The organism is Pinirhizobacter sp. (assembly GCF_036499745.1).
Taxonomy (GTDB): Bacteria; Pseudomonadota; Gammaproteobacteria; order Xanthomonadales; family Rhodanobacteraceae; genus Pinirhizobacter.
Genome location: NZ_DASYDG010000012.1, coordinates 56,476 through 76,405, shown reverse-complemented (window position 1 = coordinate 76,405; position 19,930 = coordinate 56,476). Strand labels below are relative to the sequence as shown.

The following is a 19,930-nucleotide window of genomic DNA, read 5'->3' as shown; positions in this document are numbered from 1 at the left end:
TCGTGTATCGACGGTGGCGCCGTCCTGGCGAAGGCTCACCGTGTAGGTACCCAACGGTAATTGGCCGGCCGAATAACGGCCCTTGGCGTCCACCGGTACCTCGCGGCTGATGCCGGCGCTGCCTTCGATAAGAACGGTTTCACCACTGGCGATGGGTGCCTGGCCAAACAGGTTACCCGTGGTGGACTGGGCGAATGAGGCTGTGCCAAACAGTGCCAGGCCGAGGGCAGCGCTGAGCGCCGTGGTACGAACGATGTATTTATGGGTCATGGAATCTGCCGAGAGCGACGTTTGTCGCGCGCTGAAGGACCAGGCACTGCCTGGGGACGGAATGCTCTGGCCATGTGACGGCCCTGATGCAAGGCGCGTACTTCCCTGGCGGCGTATCACAGGCCGCAACCGGTCGTCCCGGCGTCGAAAACCCGGGAGTTCAGGTGGAACCTGGATGCCGCGAAACGCGGAATGCTGTTTTAGTTAGGACAGCAGGGACAAACGTTGCTACATCGGGTATCGGGACGCGATACGCCAATAGCGAGTGATGGGTGATGGCTGAAAGCGTTCACTGGAAACTATCCCCGTGCGATACAGGCGGACGCCTAGGAAAACCGGGCTGCAAGTCATTTGTTGCATCGCAGCGAACGTTTGTCAACACTTTTCTTACGCAATTCACCAAATTGACACGAATTGCCTTCTAGACGCATGGACGGCCAAACACGTCGTCCAGCACAGACGTCACCGTCTGCCTGTAACTTTTGCCTTCTTTGTCGCCGGGGCTTGCGCCGGGCCGTCGATATCGAGGTCCACCCATGTAGGCGCATGGTCGCTGGCATGCGGAAGCCCGCGAACCCACGTGTCGACGCCGGCGCTGCGTAACTTCGAGCCGAGCCCTGGCCCCAACAGCAGGTGATCGATGCGCAAGCCAGAGTTCGTTTCCCAGTGCCGGCGGAAATAGTCCCAGAAGGTGTACACGCGCTCATCGCCGAAGAGTTCACGCAGCGAATCTACCCAGCCTTGTGAAAGCAGGCGCTGGTAAGCCTCGCGGCTTTCCGGTTGCAGCAGGGCGTCCTTCAGCCAGGAACGCGTGTTGTAGATATCTTCGTCGGTGGGTACGACGTTGTAGTCACCGGCCAGCACGACGGGGTGTCCGCTAGCGTGCAGTTTCTTCGCATGGCGGATGAACCGCTCGAACCAGGCCAGCTTGTAGTCGAACTTTGGCCCCGGCTGGGGATTGCCATTGGGGAGGTACAGGCAGCCCACGACCATGCCGTGCACGGTCGCTTCCAGGTATCGGCTTTGGGTATCCTTCGCATCGCCCGGAAGGCCGCGCCTGCGCTCCTCCGGATCGGCGCCGCGCGCCAGAATGGCAACACCATTCCACGAGCGCTGCCCCTGCCAGATCGCCCCGTAACCGGCGTCATTGATCTCCTGCACGGGGAATAACTCATCGCCGGCCTTCAGTTCCTGCAAGCAGGCAATATCCGGTTGCTCGCGCTCAAGCCATTGCAACAGGGTGGGCAGGCGGGCGCGGATACCGTTGATATTGAAGGTGGCGATCTTCATCGCCACCGATGCTAACCCCGCACCCGGTGCTTATTTCGTCAACGGAAGAATGCGTTCCTTCAGGATCCTGTACTCCGCGTCCACGACCTCCTGGTTGGGGTCGTGGCCGGAATGCTGGAACAGAACCCATCCCTTGTCTGGCGTTCTTCAGGCGAAGCTTTCCCCCAAGCTTCTTATAACGTCTTTCGCCATGAGATGCCCGGGTCGCTTATTGCCCGGTCAGGGCATATCTGCGCATGATCGATCTTCCTCATCGGCCGGTCGAAGCGATCGCCGAGCCAAATGGACCCTAAGGGAGGCCAATCATGAACGAGCACGACATTCGGGCGACCATTGATAAGCATTGGGCCGCATCCGCTTCAGGTGACCAGGTCGCCGAGCATGAGATCTATCACGATGATGCCGTGTGCGAGTACCCGCAATCGGGCGAGGTTATTCACGGTCGACATAACCTGCTGGCGCTCCGTAGCCATCACCCCGGCAAACCATCGGGGTTTGCCGTCCGGCGCATCGTAGGGCAGGGCAACCTGTGGGTTACTGAGTATGTGATCAACTACCAGGACAAGCGCGCCCACACGGTAAGCATCATGGAATTCCGGGATGGGAAGGTGTCGCACGAAACCCAGTATTTCGCCGATCCTTTCCAGGCTCCAGCGTGGCGTGCCCAATGGGTTGAGCACGTACTTCACCCGATCGGGTGAAGGTCTGGCGTATAGGTGCCAATACACTCAAGGCCGGTACGACAGATCAGGAACCTCCATGAACAACCCGTTCTCCAGGGCAATAGGCATCCTGGCATCGCTGACGCTGGGCTTGGCCGCAAGCATCGCTAGTGGAAAGGACAACCCGTCAGCCGAAGCTGTCCACGTGATGGCATCGAAGTTCCACCGTAACTTCAGCAACGGCGAAATCGATAGCAACGGCCCGCTTGCCGCGCCGGATATCCATGTCGACTCCAACAACGTGATCCTGGTCGGCCGGGACAAATTCATCGAGCGCCTCAAGCGCTACAGCGTGCCGTTCCCGGGCCTGCAACTGAAGGACCGCATCGTTGTCGTCGATGGCAGCAGGGCCGCTGTGCAGTACGTTCTGCAGGGCGAGCACAAGGGACCCTATGCCGGCATTCCCGCCACGGGTAACAAGATCCAGGCCATGAGCGGTGAGGTCTTCGAATTCGACAAACAAGGCCTGATGAGCAAACTGATCACGATCACCAAGCTGGACGACGTGATGGGCGAGATAAAAGGTAGCAAGAAGATCGACGCCTTCGAGAATGTCACCTTGCTTCCGAACGGGAACGAAAGCCCCGCGTACGTTGCGCAGGTTCGTCGGGCAGCATCCACCTTCCACAAGAACTTCAGCACGGGCCAGTTCGACAGGAATGGTCCCCTGGTGGCCGATAACATCCACGTGAATTCCAATGGTACCCTTCTGGATGGAAAGAGCGCCTTCATCGAGAGAATCAAGCGCTACAAGATACCGTTTCCCAACCTTGCCATTCGCGATGAATACGTATTGGTAGAAGGAAACCGTGCCGCCGTAGAGTACGTGATGGAAGGTACGCAGACAGGTCCCTTTACATTGCCCGATGGGTCCGTTTTGCAGCCTACGGGAAAGCCCGTGCGGGTACGAGGCATCGAGTTCATGCGCTTCAACCAAGCCGGGCTTCTCGACGATCTGATCACCCTTTCCAACGGTGATGATTTCGTCAGGCAATTAACGAAGTAAGGAGTACACGCATGAATTGGGTCGGAGGTGCCGAGGCATTTCACGGCCTGACCTGGCTACTGGCCAATGAGCCGGCGTCGGTTCCCGACGTCGCCAGCCTCGCGGCACATGCGGGCCTGGATCAATCCGGGCTGGAATCCCTGCTGTTCGACCATGCCCAGATGGCACCCGGGCGCTGGTTGTCCCGCGCGCGTATCGGCTATTCGGCGGGGCAACTGGTGCAGGGCCAGCGGTCACCCGCCGATATCGCCGAGGCCGCCGGATTCGTCAATGTGGCGACGTTCGAACGTGACTTCCTTGAAAAGATGCATCTGACGCCGGCGGCGTACCGTGCACTCGACGGTGCTACGGCGTTCGTCCTGCGCCTGCCCGATGACTACCGGCCGGAAGAAGTGCTTGCATACCAGTCCCGCGATCCGGACGGTCTTGCCGAAAGGTCACTGGGAAACCGGATATGGAAAGCCCTGCAAACCCCCGATGGCCCCGCGGTACTCGAGCTGACCATCGAGCCTGGCAGGGTGGATGCACGGGTGACGGCCGGGAGAAAGCCCGGCCTTGCGAGCATGGCGTTACTGCACGGCCATGCGCTGAAGGTCCTTGGCCTGGTCAACGACATCGACGACTTCGAAAAGAACCATCCTTCGCTGGCTCGGACGCGCCGTGGGCTGCGTGTACCACTGATTCCCAGTGCCTTCGACGCACTGTGCTGGGCCATCGTAGGCCAGCAGATCAACCTGGCGTTCGCAGGTAGCCTTCGCCGGGACCTGATCATGATGGCCGGCACGAAGATCGGCGGCATGATTGTCCACCCTTCGCCCGATGCGGTTGCCCGCCTCGATCCGGCCGACCTGACGAGCCGACGCTTTTCGCGCTCCAAGGCCCGCTATCTGATCGACGCCGCGCAAGCGATCGTCAATGGCACCCTGCCGGTCGAATCGCTGGCCGACGGTTCTGCCATCGAAGCCGAGCGCGCCCTGATCGCCCAGCGCGGCATCGGCCTGTGGACCGCGCGGTATGTGCAGTTGCGAATCGGCTTCGCCGATGCCGCTCCTGTGGGTGACAGCGGCCTGGCCACGGCGCTGCAGCGCCTGCATGGCTTGGCCGAGCGACCCGACGCCGCCGGTACCGCCCGCCTGATGGCACCGTTCTCACCCTGGCGAAGCCTGGCCAGCATGCACCTGTGGGCGTCCCTGCGAGATCCGGCTTGATCACCGGCCTGGTAGAAGCTGTCTGACCTATGACGCGCGGTCAGTCGGTGGCTTGCAGGACCTCGGCCACGCGCAATCGCAGCGCCGGCAATAGTTCGCTTTCGAACCACGGGTTGTGCTTCAGCCATCGCTTGTTGCGAGGGCTCGGGTGGGGCAACGGCACCACGAGCGGCCAACCGTTCCTCCAGCGCAGAACGGTTTCGGTGAGCGATTTTCCTCGGTCGGGCAGGTGATACGCCTGTGCGTACTGGCCGAGCACGATGGTGAGCTGGATATGCTTCATGTGTGCCAGCAAGGCCTTCCGCCAGGCAGGCGCACACTCCGGGCGTGGGGCCAGGTCGCCAAATTTCCCTGTCCCGGGAAAGCAGAACCCCATGGGTATGAGCGCCATGTTCCTGTCGTCATAGAAGACATCGCGCGATATCCCGAGCCAGTCGCGCAGCCTGTCGCCGCTGACATCGTCAAACGGAATGCCCGTCTGGTGTACTTTCCTCCCCGGCGCCTGGCCTGCGACAAGGATGCGTGCCGTGGTACTTGCCTGGACCACGGGACGCGGCCCCAGTGGAAGGTGGTTGGCGCAGAGCGAGCAGGCTCGCACGTCCTTCAGCAGGGCAGTCATGGATGTCATGGTCAAAGTCTTTGCGCTACTGCCGTTTCATTAAGACACGAACATTCGACCAACTTCAATGACCCGTGGCGGCGCCTGAATACGCGCGTGACGATATTCTCGCGATACAAGCGTTGGGCGGGAATGGACACATGGGCCGCCGTGCCCTTCCCCTGGACTGAGTCAATCCGGAACTGCCCGTGGAGCTGGGCGACCCGTTCGCGCATGCCCACCAGGCCCCAGTGCCCGGTGCGTCCGCCTGCCTGCATCACCTCCGGCGCCATGCCGATCCCATCGTCGGTAACCGTACCCTCAAAGCGCATCAGGCCGTATCTGAGATCAAGGCGTATGTTCGCCGCCCGCGAATGCTGAAAGGCATTGGTGAGCATCTCCCGCAGCACAGGCAGCACTTCCCTCGCCACCGCCGGGCTAAGCGATACCGGTTGCCCGGTGATGATCCGGCCAAACGCCACTTTGTATACGGTCGACAGTTGTGTGGCCACTTCCATCAACCGGGCCGGCAGATCGATATCCGGCTCGGTCACTCGCAACGATTGGACCTGCGCCCGGCCTTCCACGACCGTGGCGCGCGCAGCACTGACCGCGCGGAGCAACCGGTCCCTCGTGCTTTGCTCCCTGCAATCGTGGGCGGTGGCCTGGATGAGGAGCAAGAGCCCCTGGACACTTTGCAGGAGGGTGTCGTGCAACTCGCGGGCGATGCGCTCGCGCTCGAGCGTCGCCGCCCGGTCCAGCCCTACAAGCCGGCGTACATGACGGACATACACCAACCATCCCGCCAGCGCGACGAGAAGGACAACGAGGGCTATGAACCACCAGCTGGTGTAGTAATTTCGCGGAATCACGATGCCGGCAACAGCGGCATGCCACAGGCTGTGGTGGAACTGCCCAATCACCAATGCGCCCTCCGCCGTAGGTGAATTTCCGTCCGCCTCCCATGTATGTTGGTCATCCGGCCGTGCATAGAAAAAACATATGGGTTAAATACTGCATGCGCGAGCGGACCCGATAGCCCTCAAGCGCGCTAGCGGGACTTTCGGATACACATGCAGGACTGCTGAACACATCGCAGGACATAATGTCCGCGACGTGGGTTCAGCGCCGGGGAAGGGGGATGTCCTGGGGCGCCAGGTGACGCGCGACCGGCGAACTGCCATGGTAGAGGCGGAAGGCGCGGATAAAGCTCGAGCGGCTCGCATAGCCGACGTCGCATGCCACCTGTTCAATGGACAAGGTGCCGGCTGCAAGCAAGGACGCCGCCCGCTTCATGCGCAGTTGCCGTAGGGCGGTCATCGGCGAGAGGCCGAACAGGGCAGCGAACCGTGCCATGAAGGCCGATCGGCTAAGCAAGGCGCGGCGGGCAAGCGAGTCAATGGTGTGTGGTGCCCCCGGGTGGGCGAGCATCTCACTGAACGCGCGGGACAGCTGCGGGTCGCTCAGTGCTGAAAAGCGCTCGGCCCAGAGCCCAGGTTCGGTGAGCGAGCGGCGAATCAGCGTAAGCAGTACCTGTTTGAGCAAGACGCATGTCATGGCCGCCGCACCCACGCGCATGCTTGCAAGTTCTTCGCTGGCTGCCTTCAGAAGGTGATCGGGTCGGTCGTCTTCCTCAAATGTTTCAACAAGAACACTGCCAAGGCTGGCAAACGGGTCGATGCCCGCCCCGAAGCCGGCGCGAAAATACCCGCAAATAAGACTGAGGGAGTAGGGAGGAGGGCCGGCCGTGAACCGGTCCAGGTGTCCTGGCCGTATGCCGCCCAGCGAGCGCTCCACGGTGTGCGGTGCCGTGTCCCCGTCCTCTCCCGGCACTTCCAGGCGAAAAGGAAGATGGGCTGGCAGAATGACTATCGTGTGGGGGGCCAGCTCAATGGGAGGTCGGTCGGCAACTACCATCCGGCCATAACCGGCCAGGTTGTAGTGGAGCCCCGGGGACGAAATGGCCTGGAACGCCAGTCGCCACCCCGGGCTTACCTGGCATTCGGCAAGGCGCACGTACTCTACCTCGAGCGCGCCCATAAGCTGTTCAAGGTCGGCCGGGTGAGCAGGTGCAGAGCGGTCATCGAGGCCCATGGCAAGGAGTGTACGAGTGGTTCTTTCATCCGTCACGCCTTGGTGCAAAGTGCCTGTCAGGCTGGCGTTCAATCACTACAAACTCCCAGGCGGAAAACCGACCCTTTCGGGTCTTGTCCATCCAGGGCCCGCGTGGGGCAATGCCAACTAGTCCCCGCAGCGAGATCGCCATGTCGTCCTCCATGTTTGAGTTCACCATTCCCGCGCTCTCGCGCGGGCTCCATGTCCTTCTTTCCTATCTCGACGTCATCGAGAACGAGATTGCCGGAGGGCGCCTGGACGAGGCGGTGGTATTCAAGACGCGCCTGGTGCCGGATATGTTTTCGCTGGGCCAGCAATTCCAGACCGCCTGCGATAACGCGAAGAATGGGCCGGCAAGACTGACCGGGCGGAAGGCGCCGTCCTTTGCCGACAACGAGATGACAGCCATCGACTTCCGGGCGCGCGTGGAACGCACATGCGAGTACGTCCACACCTTTACCCCGGCCCACTTCGAAGGCAGCGAAGGGCGCATCATCGACCAGTCGTTCCGCAGGGCCAGCTATGCGATGACAGGCGGAGATTATCTCCGCGCGGTCCTGCTGCCCAATTTCTATTTCCATATCACCATGGCCCACGCCATTTTGCGGCATATGAACGTGCGCATCGGCAAGCTGGATTACTTTGGCGACTTACCGAAGACGGAAATCAAAGCTGACCAGCCAGGTGACTGCTCGGTTCCCAAGGGCCAGCCGATGCGCTTGCTTACGGCAGCTGAGGCATCGGCCTGGATTGCCGCACACGATTTGCCCGAAGACCCCGATACACACGATCCAAAGTCCTTCTACTTCCAGTTCGCGCCCCAGCCCATGGATGTCGACCTGCGCGATGTCATCTGTTCCCTGATGGAGGATTTTGGCCCGTTCACGGGCGGCCTGCTGCGTGTGACCGACTGGATATGGGATGAGGAATACGAGTCCGACCCGACAATCCCCTATCGTGAGGCACAGGGCGAAGCCCGGCCGTTGCTGGAGCTGCCCGGTTTTCTCTTCGGCAAAGACGGCGTGAAAGAGGCGGCCGATCTGCTTGCCCTGGTCATCGAGCACCGCTGGACAGGCCGTTTCTATTTCGACTCCCTGGCGGCGACCCTGCAGCTATGTGAGGGTGATCGCGTCGACGTATATTCGGCCGATGCTGAAATCGAGGAACGGGTGCGTTACCGGCTGATTGAATCCGGTGCCAACTTTACCCTGCCCTAGAAGGTTGGGAACGAACTGCGACGGGCGCTTCAGTGCCGGCGTTCTCTCATACGCAACTCGTCCGTGGTGAATACCGCCTCGGGCACGGCTTCAAGATGCGCCCGGCCGATCGCCTGGCCATTGCCATCGGACAGGCCGTAGGTACGTTCGGTGATTTTCTCCAGCGCCCGGTCGATGGCAATCACCCGCATTTTGACGCGGGCGAGCACGGCTTCGTCGTTGGCCTGCTGTTCGAGCCGGTCACCGTCGTCCACCGCGTCCTGTGGTTCATCTCCGGCAGCCATCTGGAGGGCGTCTTCGTCCACCCCGGCCAGGTCGCCGTCCTTGACAAGCTGCGCGCGAAGGGTAAGCAGACGCTGGCGTTGTCGCTCAATGAAGGCGGCATCCAGGTCGTGGATGGCAGGATTGGTCATGGTGCGCTCCAGGTGAAAAGAACGGTGGAGGATCACCGTTGAAAAAAAATCTCGATTTCACTCGTTGGGGTGAATCGATTCGCATCTTCTCCCGGCACCATCCACTGAACCAGCAATGCACAGTGTGCTGGTTCAGCCGGCAGCCGGGGAGACGATTTGAACGATCACCGGAACGCCTTACTTCTTGAGAACCGGGTAGCCCTGCACATAGGTCCAGTCAGTGGCCTTGGCCGGCTGGTGACACGCCAGGCACTCAGACTTGTATTCCTTGGTGGTCGTGGTGGTGGTGTTGCCCGCGTCAAACCAGGACCAGCCCCAACCATCGCCCCAGAGCTTGGAGTCAGGATGGGAATTCTTGCTGTCCTTGACCATCACGAACCAGCCCTTGAGCGTTTCGGCGTGACTGACAGTACCGGTGGTCATCGGAATCGTGGCGGTCTCGAAAACCTCCTTGACCAATACCGTGCCGTCCGGAAAGTGCCCCAGTTTCTTGTATGCGGCGACGGCACCTGGCGAGGCATACACCGAGTGCATCTGCTTGGCACCGGCGCCCTTGTCAGCAGCGATCGACCACGAACCGAGAAACTGGTAGGTGGTGCGGTAGTCATCGGGAACGTGCAGGTTGCCATGTGCGTCGCTAATGGCAGGCATCGTACCGGCTGGTTTCGCAGCAAAGGCGTTTCCGCCAAAGAAAAGACAAAGCCCCAGGGCGGCGGCAAGAGAATACTTGTTCATGGCTGGAACCTCAGGGGTAAATGGCTTACTGGCAGGTCAGGGATGAGCGCGCGCCCACCACGCCTACTGTCCAATGTAGGCGCGATGCCGGCACGAAGGGTCTTTGAGACATGACGCAAAGTCCTTCTCTTCGCGTCCACGATGTCGACTTCGACAGACTCATGGGTGTACTCGACGTCAACGTCCGCAGTCTCATCCGGATTCCCATGGGCGCAGGCACGCGGGTACTCCTGCCAGCCAGCGATACTGCTGCGGTCTGCTTCTGTCTGAGAGGCACCATCGAGTTGCTTGGCGGTGAACATTCATCGACCGCGCTGCAGCCCGGCACGATGGTTATCGTCCCCTGCGGAAAGGGCGTCATTGTCGACAGTTCCGTTCCCGGCACGGTGGCCCGTGTGCTTGATCTCTCGGCATTGCGATCGGGCACCCTGGGGCAGTCCCACACATCCGTTGGCCAGCCCACCGACGGCGCCGGCGCAGAAGTCATTTGCGGTTACTTCAAGGCGTCTTTCGCCTCGACCATCGACGTATTCGCAGGGGTTCCCTCGCCCATTATCGAAGTGTTCGATGGCGTTTCGCGCGTGGCCGACTACCTGGTTACGGCCGTTGGCGAGCTGGCTGGCCAGGACCTCGGTGTGGCAGCCATGACCACCGCGCTCTTCAAGCAGGTCCTCATCTGCGTTTTCCGCCAGTGCCTCAAATCACCGGGCCAGATGAGCGAGCATGTGCTGTTATTCCGTGATCCGCAGATTGCCCGCGCCTTCGGCGAGATGGCGGCAAGGCCCGGCGCACGCCACACGGTGACGTCGCTCGCCGCGCTGGCAAGCCTTAGCCGGTCGGCGTTCATGGCACGCTTCTCCCAGACCGTCGGACGTACCCCCATGGCCACCCTCCGGGACCTACGCATGCGGCGTGCAGAAACCTTGCTTGCCGCCGAGACATCCGTGCTCGAGCAAATCGCCCATGCCGTTGGTTACGGCAGCCGCTCGGGCTTTGTACGGGCTTTTCGTCAGACCTATGGACGCGATCCATGGCCGGGGAGGGGGTGAAATGACCAACGTAGCAGGCACCATGACCCCGAGCCCAAAAAAACACCGTATCCTCATCGCGGATAGTCACTCGGTCATGCGCGATGGACTGAGGGCTGTCATCGAACAGGATGCAATGTTCGAGGTGATCGCCGAGGCTTCCACCGGCAAGACGGCAGTCGAAGCGTTCGACTACCTGCGTCCGGATGTTGTCCTCATCGACCTGCAGATCCAGGATGCGGAGATCCTGCAGACGGTGATGGAGCTACGGAAAATATCGAACGACGGCGCGCTGATATTGATGTCCACTTATCCGGACGAGTCACGTGTGGAACAAGTGCTTGGCCTGGGGGCGACTTCATGCTTCCTGAAAACGGCTACCGGCGACGAAATCCTGTATGAAATTCGCCTTGCCCTTGATCTTGCTGGGCGCTCGGGCCGTTGAGTCTTTCAGGGATCGAGGAAACCCCGCCGGATGGCAATGGACACCGCGTGGGTGCGGTCGTTCGCATTGAGCTTGGCCAGGATGGCCTTCATTCGGGTTTTGACCGTTTCTTCCGAGAGATTGAGCGTTTCACCGATGGCGCGGTTGCTCTTGCCCTGGGCGGCCAGCCGCAAGACGCCAAGCTCACGCACATTGAGAGGTTCCATCCCCTGGTGTGCGTGGACGTCCTGGATGACCTCCTCGGCAACATGGCGCCTGCCCGACGCCGCCCCCCGCACCGTAGCCACGATTTCCTCACTGGAGGCAACCTTCAGCAGGTAAGAGGTCGCCCCGAGCGAGATCGCCTTGGTAACGCGGGCATCGCCTGGATAGGTGGTCAGCACAATGATGACTGCCGTGGGTACTGCCTGGCGGATCTCGGTGATGGCCACCAACCCATCGACCTTGGGCATCTGCAGGTCGATCAGCGTGACATCGGGGCGGAGCAAGTGGAACATCGAGATGGCCTCCGCGCCATCGGATGCTTCTCCGACCACTTTCATGTCGCGCTCGATTTCCAGGGTCGCCCGCACCCCTGTGCGCATCATGGGGTGGTCATCGGCAATCAAAATGCGGATGATTTTTTCCGGTTTGAACACAAGAAGGTTCATCACTCTTTCGGGTGAGGGGATTATTCCCCTTTTGAGCCGGGAGGCCAAACCCGAAAGAGTGAAGTTCCCTCAAAACGTCAGTCGCTGACCCGGGAAATATCGATACGGTGCATGAGCTGCACTACTTCTTGTTGTGCTTTCTCGTGGTCAGGGCATGACAGGAGCAAATATCGAATGCCATCGGCCCAGAAAAATATGACGTAATCCCCATCAGCATCTTGCTCGATGCTTATTTTACCGATGCGTCTGAACGCCACGTATTCAACGCGATTGGCGTCAATATTCCCATCTGGATCGATTATAGCGAGCTCGATCCAACGGACGGTGTATTTGCTCATGTTGTCCCATCGCATAAGCGTTGATGCTACGTGCGCAACTCGCCCAGTGTCGAGCCTCGATTGGGGTATTCGAGTGGGAGGGGGCGACACTATCCATGCAGGTCCGGTTCTACAATACACCGGTACAAACATTGACTGGAGAGAGTGCAGGATGTTTTCCGTCATCTTTGAGGTGCACCCGGGGTCCGGGCAGTGGGATGATTATCTTGGCAATGCCAGGCTCCTTCGTCCCGAGCTTGAGAAAATCGATGGCTTCATCGACAACATCCGTTACGGCAGCCTGACACGCGAGGGATGGATTCTCTCCTTGTCCGGGTGGCGCGACGAAAAGGCCCTGGTCCGATGGCGCACCAAGGCGGTGCACCACGATGTACAGCAAAAAGGGCGCGACGCCATCCTTTCCGACTACCACCTGCGGGTAGGCCAGATCGTCACCGACACCCATGTGCCCGAAGGACAAAAGCTCACCGAGCAGCGCCTGGACGAAACGGAAGCAGGGCAGGGCACCACGGTAACCCTGGTCTCAGGAAGGCATGGGGCGGGTTGGGTCAAGAAGGTGGGGGCCGACGGTGTGGCGGCCTGGCTCGGATTCGACGCGCACGCAAAGGGACTTCTCGATTGGGATGTATTTGATGCGGTGCTCACGCCTGGCGAAGTCATCCTTCTTCTGTCCTGGAAGACCCGCGATGACGCGGCGGCGTTTGAGGAGTCTTGTTCCATTGATGAGGCTATCCGCACGCGTCGTGTACGGGTGGTGCGTGACTACGGCATGTTCGACCGGCGCGAAGCCCCCCAGTATTACCCCGATGCCCAGGGTCAGCCCACGAAACACAGCTGATGGATGGTGGGGCTGCTCAGCTACAATTGCGCGGTGAACGACCGCGAAGACCTCGGCTACATCCTCACGCGCCATTGGCGGGATACGCGGGACGGCAACGACATCGAGTTGTGGCTCGCGACCGCCGAGGGAGTGCGCCGGGTACTTATCACCGGGCAACGAAGCGTGGCCTTCGTACTTGCCGCGCAGCGCGAGCAGGTGGAACGAATCATCGCCAACCTGCGTGGCGTGGACCTGGCCACGCTACCGATGAAAACTTTCGCGCAGGAGCCTGTGCTGGGCCTCTATACGAAAGGGTACAGGCAGATGCTGGCGCTGGAGAAACGCCTGACCGAGGCTGGCGTGGTTGTCCTGGAAGCCGACGTGCGGCCCGACGAACGTTACCTGATGGAGCGATTCATCACCGCCTCAGTCGCGCTGGGTGTAGACCTTGCCCTCGAACGTGGCACGATCGTCAATCCGCGGCTACGGGCGGCCGCGGGATATCGCCCTTCCTTGAGGCTGGTATCGCTGGATATCGAAACCAGCGCCCACGGCCAGCTGTATTCCATTGCACTTGAGGGATGTGACGATCGCCAGGTCTATATGCTCGGCGATTCCAGGGCGCAGGTGCCGCCCGGCCTCGATTTCAAGCTGACCTATTTCGATGACCGCGCCGGCATCATCATGGCGCTGAACAACTGGTTCCGGCATAACGATCCGGACGCCATCATCGGATGGAACGTCGTGCAGTTCGACCTGCGCCTGCTCCAGGCGTGCGCGGACGAGTGCGGCCTTGTCCTCTCGCTCGGTCGCGGCGCGTCGCCCATCGAGTGGCGCGACCATCGTCGGCGGGAAGGTTACCTGTTCGCATCGATCCCGGGCCGACTGGTGGTGGACGGGATCGAGGCACTTCGTACCGCGTCATGGTCATTCGATTCCTTCAGCCTGGAGAACGTTGCACGCGAGCTACTGGGCGAAGGCAAGGACATCGACGACCCTTATTCCCGTATGGAGGAGATCGAGCGGCGGTTCCATCACGACAAACCTCGCCTTGCGCGTTACAACTTGAAGGACTGCGAGCTGGTTACCCGCATCTTTCACCAGACCAAGCTGATGGACTTCCTGCTTGAGCGGGCCAACACCACCGGCTTGCAGGCTGATCGCAGCGGCGGTTCCATCGCGGCGTTCAGTCACCTGTACCTGCCACGCATGCACCGCCAGGGTTATGTGGCACCGAACGTCGCCTCGCGTTTGGGCGAATCCTACCCCGGTGGCTTCGTCATGGATTCCCGTCCGGGGATCTACGATTCGGTACTGGTGCTCGACTACAAGAGCCTCTACCCGTCGATTATCCGGACCTACCTGGTCGACCCGGTTGGCATGGCCGAGGGTGGCCTGTCGAGCGATCCGTCGGCGACCATACCCGGACCCAATGGAACGCGCTTTTCACGGAGCAAGCATTGCCTGCCCGATCTGATCGCCCAGATGTGGAGCGATCGCGACAAGGCAAAAAAGGAAGGAAACGGGCCACTGTCGCAGGCGCTCAAGCTGCTGATGAATGCATTCATTGGCGTGCTGGGCGCATCCGGCGGACGGTTCTTCGATCCAAAGCTGGTGTCCGCCGTTACGCTACGCGGGCACGAGATCATGCGGCAGACCCGGACATGGGTGGAAGGTAGAGGTTATGCCGCCATCTACGGCGATACGGATTCGATCTTCGTATGGCTTGGCAGGCGGTACAGCGAGGAAGAGGCTGGCAGGATTGGCGGTGAACTGGTCCATTTCATCAATGCGTCATGGCGGGAACTGCTGTGGAACAGCCTCGCGATCGAATGTCACCTGGAAATCGAATTCGACACGCATTACCAGCGGTTTTTCATGCCGACCACCCGAAACAGCGATCAGGGCAGCAAGAAGCGGTACGCAGGGCTCGCCATCGACTCGAATGGACACGAACAGATGGTGTTTCGTGGGCTAGAGACCGTGCGCAGCGACTGGACACTGCTGGCCAAGCGTTTCCAGGGAGGACTGCTGGAACGAATATTCAAGGGTGAGCCCTATGCGGACTTCGTGCGGGAATACGTACGGGATCTGCGCTCAGGCCGGATGGACGACGCGTTGGTGTATCGAAAACGACTGCGCGGCCGGCTCGACTCGTATGACCGGGCAACGCCTCCCCATGTTCGTGCGGCCATCCTGGCCGACGAAAACAACGTTCGCCTGGGCCGCCCGCGGCAGTATCAGGGCGGCGGGTGGATCAGTTACGTCATGACCACGAATGGGCCCGAACCACTCGAAGCGCGCAGATCCACCCTTGACTACGACCACTACCTGCTTCACCAGCTAAGGCCCGTGGGGGATGCCATCCTTGCCCAGATGGGCGATCGCTTCGATGCGTTGTCGTCGCACCAGCCTGAGCTCTTTTGATTTTCGTCTGATAAGCTGAATTCCTTTCTAAATGAATCCGGGATTCATGCGTTCAAAGGACCTCACCTTCCATCATCCGGTGGCCTTCTGGCTGGGTTGCGCGGCGGTGATCGCGGGTGTGCTTGCGCATCTGCCGATGTTCGCCATGGCGGCGCCCATGCACTACCACCTGGTAGGCATGCCGATGGACAACATGATGATCGCGGGCATGGTGCTGGTGCCGCTGGGCGTACTGCTGGCAGCCTACGGACTGATGCCGCGAATCGAACAGATGCGTCGAACGCTGCACGCTGGGCGCAGCCCGCTGCCATTCGATCTTGCCGATAGTGTCCCGCTTAACCGCGAGCACTGGAAACTGGTGACCGTGCTCACCATTGCGCTCGCCGTGGACGTGATGAAACCTGCCACGATCGGCTTCGTGATGCCTGGCATGTCGAGCGAATACGCGATCAGCTCTTCAACGGCCGGATGGCTGGCCCTGTCGGCACTCACCGGTACGGCGGTCGGCTCGATCGTGTGGGGCAGGCTGGGTGATCTGTTCGGCCGCCGCGCCACCATTCTGCTGTCGGCGCTGATGTTCATGGGCACATCCATCTGCGGCGCGATGCCCACTTTCGGCTGGAACCTGGCGATGTGCTTCATGATGGGTGCGGCTGCCGGCGGCATGCTGCCCATCACGTTTACACTGATGGCCGAGACGATCCCCACGGCACATCGCGGCTGGCTGCTGGTAGCGCTTGGCGGTGTGGGTACGTCGGCCGGTTACCTGCTGGCCTCGGGCGCGGCGACGCTGTTCGAACCGACCTACAGCTGGCGGGCGCTGTGGCTGCTCAATCTGCCCACCGGCGCGCTGATCGTGTTTCTCAATCGCTATATTCCCGAATCGCCGCGCTTTCTTGCCCTGGCGGGCCTGGAAGACCAGGCGCGCGCCGTGCTGATGCGATTCTCAGGCGGTGCCAGGGTGGATGTGCCGGAACTGGAACATATCGGCGATTTCACGCCGGCGGACCCGCAGACGGAAAGAACGGGCTTGCGACAGCTTCTGCGCGGCCGGCACGCACGCATCACCCTGGGCCTGGCGACCTGCGCGCTAGCCTGGGGATTGGTGAACTTCGGCTTCCTGCTCTGGTTGCCAGCGAACCTGGTGAAACTGGGTATCGACGCGCACGGCAGCAGCGCATTGCTGGCACGCTCAGCCTTCCTTGCGCTACCAGGCATCGTTGTCGTGGTGTGGTTCTACCAGCGCTGGAGCAGCATCCGCACATTAGTGCTCTTCATTGGCATCACGGCGCTGTCCCTGCTGTTTTTCTTCCTGATCGATCTGGCAAACGTACGCGTCTCTACTGTCACCACCATCGGTACGGTGGCCTTGCTACTAAGCGTCAGCGGGGTCATTGCCACCTTGATTCCGTACGCGGCGGAGATTTATCCGGTGCACCTGCGCAGCACCGGCTCCGGGCTGATCGCCGGCTGCTCGAAGTTCGGCGGCATACTTGGCGCCGGGCTGGGCGTGGCCGGCATGTTCGAACACTTCATGTTGTCAGCGTTGCTGATTGCCGGGCCCATGGCCGTTGCTGGCTGGATGCTGGCGCGCAGCGGTATCGAGACGCGCGGGCACGGACTGGAGGCGATCCAGGATGTACTTACTGCCAAGTGAGCGTGCATAAACTTTGGCAGATGGCGGGCGTCCCCGGCCCCGGCCCGAACTCTTTTGATTCTGGGTGTCCTCAAGGAGCTCGTCGAGCACCATATCGAGGAAGAGGAGAAAGAACTTTTCAAACAAGCCAAGGGGCTGTTGGACCCGTCGACCCTGGCTTCGCTCGGCGAAAGCATGGCCCAGCGCAAGGAAGAAGTGCTTACCCAGCTGAAAGCGCGCCCGGGCTGATGACCGTGTCGGTTCGGTGATGGCGCCTTACGCATCCCATGACCAATGGAACTGGCACGCGCCGCTGGAACGTCGAAACAATGGGCACTCGTTCAAAAGCCGAGCCAGCGCAAGATGCTATTGCCATTCCATTTGTCGTTCGTCGTGCCCGACAAGCATGAATCAAAGCGCTTCTACCTTGAAGTACTGGGGTGTTCCCTGGGGCGGGACAATGAAAACTGGTATGACATCATTTTCTTTGGTCACCAATTAACCATTCACCAGGCCGATGAAAAGCTGGCGGCGTTCAAGATCGATCATTTCGGCGCCATTTTAAGCAAGGAAGAATGGGAGTCGGTGCTTGCAAGATGCAAGGAGCATTCGACGCGATTCATGCTGGATCCCATGATCAAGGATGAGGGCACGGACGATGAGTATGGGAAATTTGTCGTCGAAGACCCCAGCGGAAACGCCCTGGAATTCAAATACCATTTGAATTTCGCAAAAACTGTGGCGCAGGTAAAAGCCTAAGAAGGTGTTCGACGCCACCTCCAAACGTGCAACTATCCGTCCCGCGCAGCCCGGGCACCTTGATGTTGTCGCGGACATCTGGCATCAAGGCTGGATGGAGGTTCATCACGGCCACGTACCTGATGTCTTGCTGGCGCATCGCCAACCCACCGACATTCGCGTGAGGGCGGCTGAGCAGATCAATAACACCTACGTTGCCCAGCTAGGCACGGAAACGGTGGGCTTCATCGTTGTCCACGATGATGAAGTTGAGCATCTCTATGTCGCCCCGGGTGCACGAAAGATGGGCATTGCCGACCTGCTTCTGGCACATGGCGAGTCCCTGATCTCGGCACACAGCACGGTAGCCTGGTTGGCCGTGGTTCCGGGAAATGCCCGCGCACGGCACTTCTATGAACGCAGCGGTTGGAGCAACATCGGCGAGTTCATACAGGCGGCACGAATCGCCGGGGGAACTATTGCCGTCCCCGCGCTGCGTTACGAGAAACCATTACGCCAACTCCCCATGAATGATCTCCGATGCCTAAATCGCTCGTAGTACTTTTCGCGTTGCTGTTGGCGTCGCCTTTCGCGTGGGCCACGGACAGACAGCAGGACAGCAAGGCAGATGTCATCGAACTGGAGCCCTACCTTGGCGTGCTGTGGTCTTTTCACGCACGGCTCGGAGACCACGAAGGCCTGTTCCTTCTCGATACCGCCGGCGGCTTGACGGTCCTGACGCCCAAGGCGGCCACGATGGCCGGGTGCAAGCCCTGGGGAACACTCACCGGCTTTCGCATGAGGGGCGACCGAATCGATCTGCCGCGCTGCGACAACGTTAAGTTAAGCGTTTCCCATCTTCAGCTGCACGCACCCGTAGCGGGCATCTGGGACCTCATGGCCAAGGTGCCACCCGGTTCTCCCGAACTGATGGGATCCGTCGCGCTGGACTCTTTCGCCGGCCGCGTGGTCACGCTCGACCTGGCTCACCGGCAGCTGATCATCGAGTCTCCCCGCAGCCTTGCCCAACGGGTTACCCACGCGCGCGAGGTGAGCGTCCACTACAGCCGTGAGATCGAAGGCATGGCATTGACGCCCTTTGTGGGCGTGAAAGGCCGGTCGGGAACCCTCTGGATGGAACTGGATTCAGGCAGCGATGGCGGCGCGGTGATCAACCGTCACATCGCCGGCGAACTCGGCCTGGATCCATCGATCAAAGGAGGGCAGGATGTGTCGACGACCCTCAACGGAGGTGTGGCCCTCAAGACCCGGGCGCATGTCGATGACCTTATCTACGACGGCAACATCGGGATACCCACACTTTGCCGCTGGATAGTTACGTTTGACCTCAAGGCAGGACGCCTGTGGATCGAAGAATGATCAAGCAGGTCAATTTTCACTGCGTAGGCTGTGGCGCATGCTGCAGGGGCCGGCATGTTCCCTTGACGCTGGGAGAGGCTGAAGCGTGGCTTCGCCGGGGACATCGCGTGTCGATCCTGTTGGAAGCCTTCGCTATTCAGGAGGGCCAGGGTGACATGGCTCGCTACCGGCACGATGCGAGCCGTGGTGCCTCCGTCAGATCTGGAAATATCGACATTTGTGTCATAGCGATCTTTGCCGCTGACATCACCGCTGGCTGCCCTAATCTTGGCGAAGGCAATGCCTGCCAGATTTATCAGGATAGGCCACTGGTATGCCGAATCTATCCCCTGGAGATCAATCCCTTCACCACCTTCGGGACCGACCAGAAGGATTGCCCCCCTGAGGCATGGGATGCATCGCAAGGCGAGGAAGTGATACAGGCTGACGGCCAGTTAATTCCTTCCATCAAGCAACTGGTCGAAGCCTCTCGTCGTGCCGACCAGTCGGAGGCTTTGACAAAGGTACGGATCTGCGAGGAATTGGACCTGCGGGTTACCGCATGGAAGGGTTGCGGCTTTGTCATCCATAAGCCAGATGCGGACGACTTGATGGCGGCCATCAGCCGTGCATCGGCACTTCAACCATCGTCAGCAAAACCATGGTCTGTACGAGTTCACGGACAAAGGCTCACCGACAAGCTTCGCCAGATGCAAGCCGAGCTATATCCAGAAGATGGGGATCACCGCCATTTGTACATTCCCATGGTGGCGGCATGACACCCGTGACATAACGAATCGGGCGAATGAACGATGCGGGCACTTCCAGCCCGAGGACCCCGGTCGCACGTGGGGGAGGGGGCGACCGGTCGTCGCGAGCATGAGGATGCACAGGCTGTGCTCGCGTGACTGTCGC

At 60.5% G+C, this 19,930-nt stretch carries 22 protein-coding genes and 1 pseudogene; 14 read left to right on the top strand and 9 right to left on the bottom strand.

Annotation, left to right across the window (positions count from 1 at the left end; all coding sequences use genetic code 11):
- A partial coding sequence (locus VGM61_RS04720) for a hypothetical protein (protein WP_331521579.1) occupies nt 1-270 on the bottom strand: 270 nt, incomplete at its 3' end.
- A 477-nt stretch (nt 271-747) separates the two neighbouring features.
- A pseudogene (gene xth / locus VGM61_RS04715) lies at nt 748-1,560 on the bottom strand (exodeoxyribonuclease III); the annotation flags it as partial.
- Nucleotides 1,561-1,865: 305 nt separating this feature from the next.
- Here xth and VGM61_RS04710 point away from each other — a divergent pair.
- The 3 genes from VGM61_RS04710 to VGM61_RS04700 are packed head-to-tail and all read left to right on the top strand — an operon-like array spanning nt 1,866 to nt 4,496.
- Nucleotides 1,866-2,261 (top strand): nuclear transport factor 2 family protein, encoded by a 396-nt coding sequence (locus tag VGM61_RS04710; RefSeq protein ID WP_331521578.1) that lies wholly within the window; start codon nt 1,866-1,868, stop codon nt 2,259-2,261.
- 58 nt (nt 2,262-2,319) lie between these two features.
- Nucleotides 2,320-3,288, top strand: coding sequence for an ester cyclase (locus tag VGM61_RS04705; protein ID WP_331521577.1), 969 nt, complete (start codon nt 2,320-2,322; stop codon nt 3,286-3,288).
- An 11-nt stretch (nt 3,289-3,299) separates the two neighbouring features.
- Nucleotides 3,300-4,496 (top strand): DNA-3-methyladenine glycosylase 2, encoded by a 1,197-nt coding sequence (locus VGM61_RS04700; protein ID WP_331521576.1) that lies wholly within the window; start codon nt 3,300-3,302, stop codon nt 4,494-4,496.
- 40 nt (nt 4,497-4,536) lie between these two features.
- Here the strand turns inward: VGM61_RS04700 and VGM61_RS04695 are convergent, their stop codons facing one another.
- The 3 genes from VGM61_RS04695 to VGM61_RS04685 all read right to left on the bottom strand — a co-directional run bounded on the left by VGM61_RS04695 (nt 4,537) and on the right by VGM61_RS04685 (nt 7,188).
- A complete protein-coding gene (locus tag VGM61_RS04695) occupies nt 4,537-5,124 on the bottom strand; it encodes a uracil-DNA glycosylase family protein (protein ID WP_331521575.1) in 588 nt (195 codons plus the stop codon).
- A gap of 2 nt (nt 5,125-5,126) precedes the next feature.
- Entirely contained in the window at nt 5,127-6,017 is an 891-nt protein-coding gene (locus VGM61_RS04690; RefSeq protein WP_331521574.1) for a sensor histidine kinase, read from the bottom strand.
- A 199-nt stretch (nt 6,018-6,216) separates the two neighbouring features.
- A complete protein-coding gene (locus tag VGM61_RS04685) occupies nt 6,217-7,188 on the bottom strand; it encodes an AraC family transcriptional regulator (protein WP_331521573.1) in 972 nt (323 codons plus the stop codon).
- Between the two features lie 8 nt (nt 7,189-7,196).
- Between VGM61_RS04685 and VGM61_RS04680 the strand changes: the two genes are divergently transcribed.
- Nucleotides 7,197-8,426 carry a DUF1993 domain-containing protein gene (locus VGM61_RS04680; RefSeq protein WP_331521572.1) on the top strand — a complete coding sequence of 410 codons (1,230 nt, stop codon included), beginning with the start codon at nt 7,197-7,199 and terminating at the stop codon, nt 8,424-8,426.
- A 29-nt stretch (nt 8,427-8,455) separates the two neighbouring features.
- Here the strand turns inward: VGM61_RS04680 and VGM61_RS04675 are convergent, their stop codons facing one another.
- Both VGM61_RS04675 and VGM61_RS04670 read right to left on the bottom strand, forming a co-directional pair.
- Nucleotides 8,456-8,839: a TraR/DksA family transcriptional regulator gene (locus VGM61_RS04675; protein ID WP_331521571.1), complete on the bottom strand. Its 384-nt coding sequence runs from the start codon at nt 8,837-8,839 to the stop codon at nt 8,456-8,458.
- Nucleotides 8,840-9,016: 177 nt separating this feature from the next.
- Nucleotides 9,017-9,574, bottom strand: a complete 558-nt coding sequence (locus VGM61_RS04670; RefSeq protein ID WP_331521570.1) for a cytochrome P460 family protein — start codon at nt 9,572-9,574, stop codon at nt 9,017-9,019.
- 110 nt (nt 9,575-9,684) lie between these two features.
- Between VGM61_RS04670 and VGM61_RS04665 the strand changes: the two genes are divergently transcribed.
- Together VGM61_RS04665 and VGM61_RS04660 are read left to right on the top strand one after the other, a co-directional pair.
- Complete coding sequence (locus tag VGM61_RS04665; protein ID WP_331521569.1) at nt 9,685-10,623, top strand: AraC family transcriptional regulator; 939 nt, start codon at nt 9,685-9,687, stop codon at nt 10,621-10,623.
- 1 nt (nt 10,624) lies between these two features.
- On the top strand, nt 10,625-11,047 hold the full coding sequence (locus VGM61_RS04660; protein ID WP_331521568.1) for a response regulator transcription factor: 423 nt from the start codon (nt 10,625-10,627) through the stop codon (nt 11,045-11,047).
- Nucleotides 11,048-11,052: 5 nt separating this feature from the next.
- Here the strand turns inward: VGM61_RS04660 and VGM61_RS04655 are convergent, their stop codons facing one another.
- A complete protein-coding gene (locus VGM61_RS04655; protein ID WP_331521567.1) occupies nt 11,053-11,697 on the bottom strand; it encodes a response regulator transcription factor in 645 nt (214 codons plus the stop codon).
- Between the two features lie 77 nt (nt 11,698-11,774).
- Nucleotides 11,775-12,035, bottom strand: coding sequence for a hypothetical protein (locus tag VGM61_RS04650; RefSeq protein ID WP_331521566.1), 261 nt, complete (start codon nt 12,033-12,035; stop codon nt 11,775-11,777).
- Between the two features lie 151 nt (nt 12,036-12,186).
- Here VGM61_RS04650 and VGM61_RS04645 point away from each other — a divergent pair, with 151 nt between their 5' ends.
- From VGM61_RS04645 to VGM61_RS04610, 8 genes are read left to right on the top strand one after another with little or no spacing between them, the layout of a single operon-like run.
- Nucleotides 12,187-12,873 (top strand): antibiotic biosynthesis monooxygenase, encoded by a 687-nt coding sequence (locus tag VGM61_RS04645; RefSeq protein ID WP_331521565.1) that lies wholly within the window; start codon nt 12,187-12,189, stop codon nt 12,871-12,873.
- A gap of 3 nt (nt 12,874-12,876) precedes the next feature.
- Nucleotides 12,877-15,282 (top strand): DNA polymerase II, encoded by a 2,406-nt coding sequence (locus VGM61_RS04640; protein ID WP_331521564.1) that lies wholly within the window; start codon nt 12,877-12,879, stop codon nt 15,280-15,282.
- 46 nt (nt 15,283-15,328) lie between these two features.
- Nucleotides 15,329-16,939 carry an MFS transporter gene (locus tag VGM61_RS04635; RefSeq protein ID WP_331521563.1) on the top strand — a complete coding sequence of 537 codons (1,611 nt, stop codon included), beginning with the start codon at nt 15,329-15,331 and terminating at the stop codon, nt 16,937-16,939.
- A 54-nt stretch (nt 16,940-16,993) separates the two neighbouring features.
- Entirely contained in the window at nt 16,994-17,167 is a 174-nt protein-coding gene (locus VGM61_RS04630) for a hypothetical protein (protein ID WP_331521562.1), read from the top strand.
- Between the two features lie 45 nt (nt 17,168-17,212).
- On the top strand, nt 17,213-17,677 hold the full coding sequence (locus tag VGM61_RS04625) for a VOC family protein (protein ID WP_331521561.1): 465 nt from the start codon (nt 17,213-17,215) through the stop codon (nt 17,675-17,677).
- 4 nt (nt 17,678-17,681) lie between these two features.
- The gene (locus VGM61_RS04620; protein WP_331521560.1) at nt 17,682-18,215 is read left to right on the top strand and encodes a GNAT family N-acetyltransferase; all 534 of its coding nucleotides are present in this window, start codon (nt 17,682-17,684) and stop codon (nt 18,213-18,215) included.
- Nucleotides 18,197-19,036, top strand: a complete 840-nt coding sequence (locus tag VGM61_RS04615) for a hypothetical protein (protein WP_331521559.1) — start codon at nt 18,197-18,199, stop codon at nt 19,034-19,036. Before VGM61_RS04620 ends, VGM61_RS04615 begins: the two co-directional genes overlap by 19 nt.
- Nucleotides 19,033-19,794, top strand: a complete 762-nt coding sequence (locus tag VGM61_RS04610) for a YkgJ family cysteine cluster protein (protein WP_331521558.1) — start codon at nt 19,033-19,035, stop codon at nt 19,792-19,794. The genes VGM61_RS04615 and VGM61_RS04610 overlap by 4 nt, the downstream gene beginning before the upstream one ends.
- Nucleotides 19,795-19,930 lie beyond the last annotated feature (136 nt).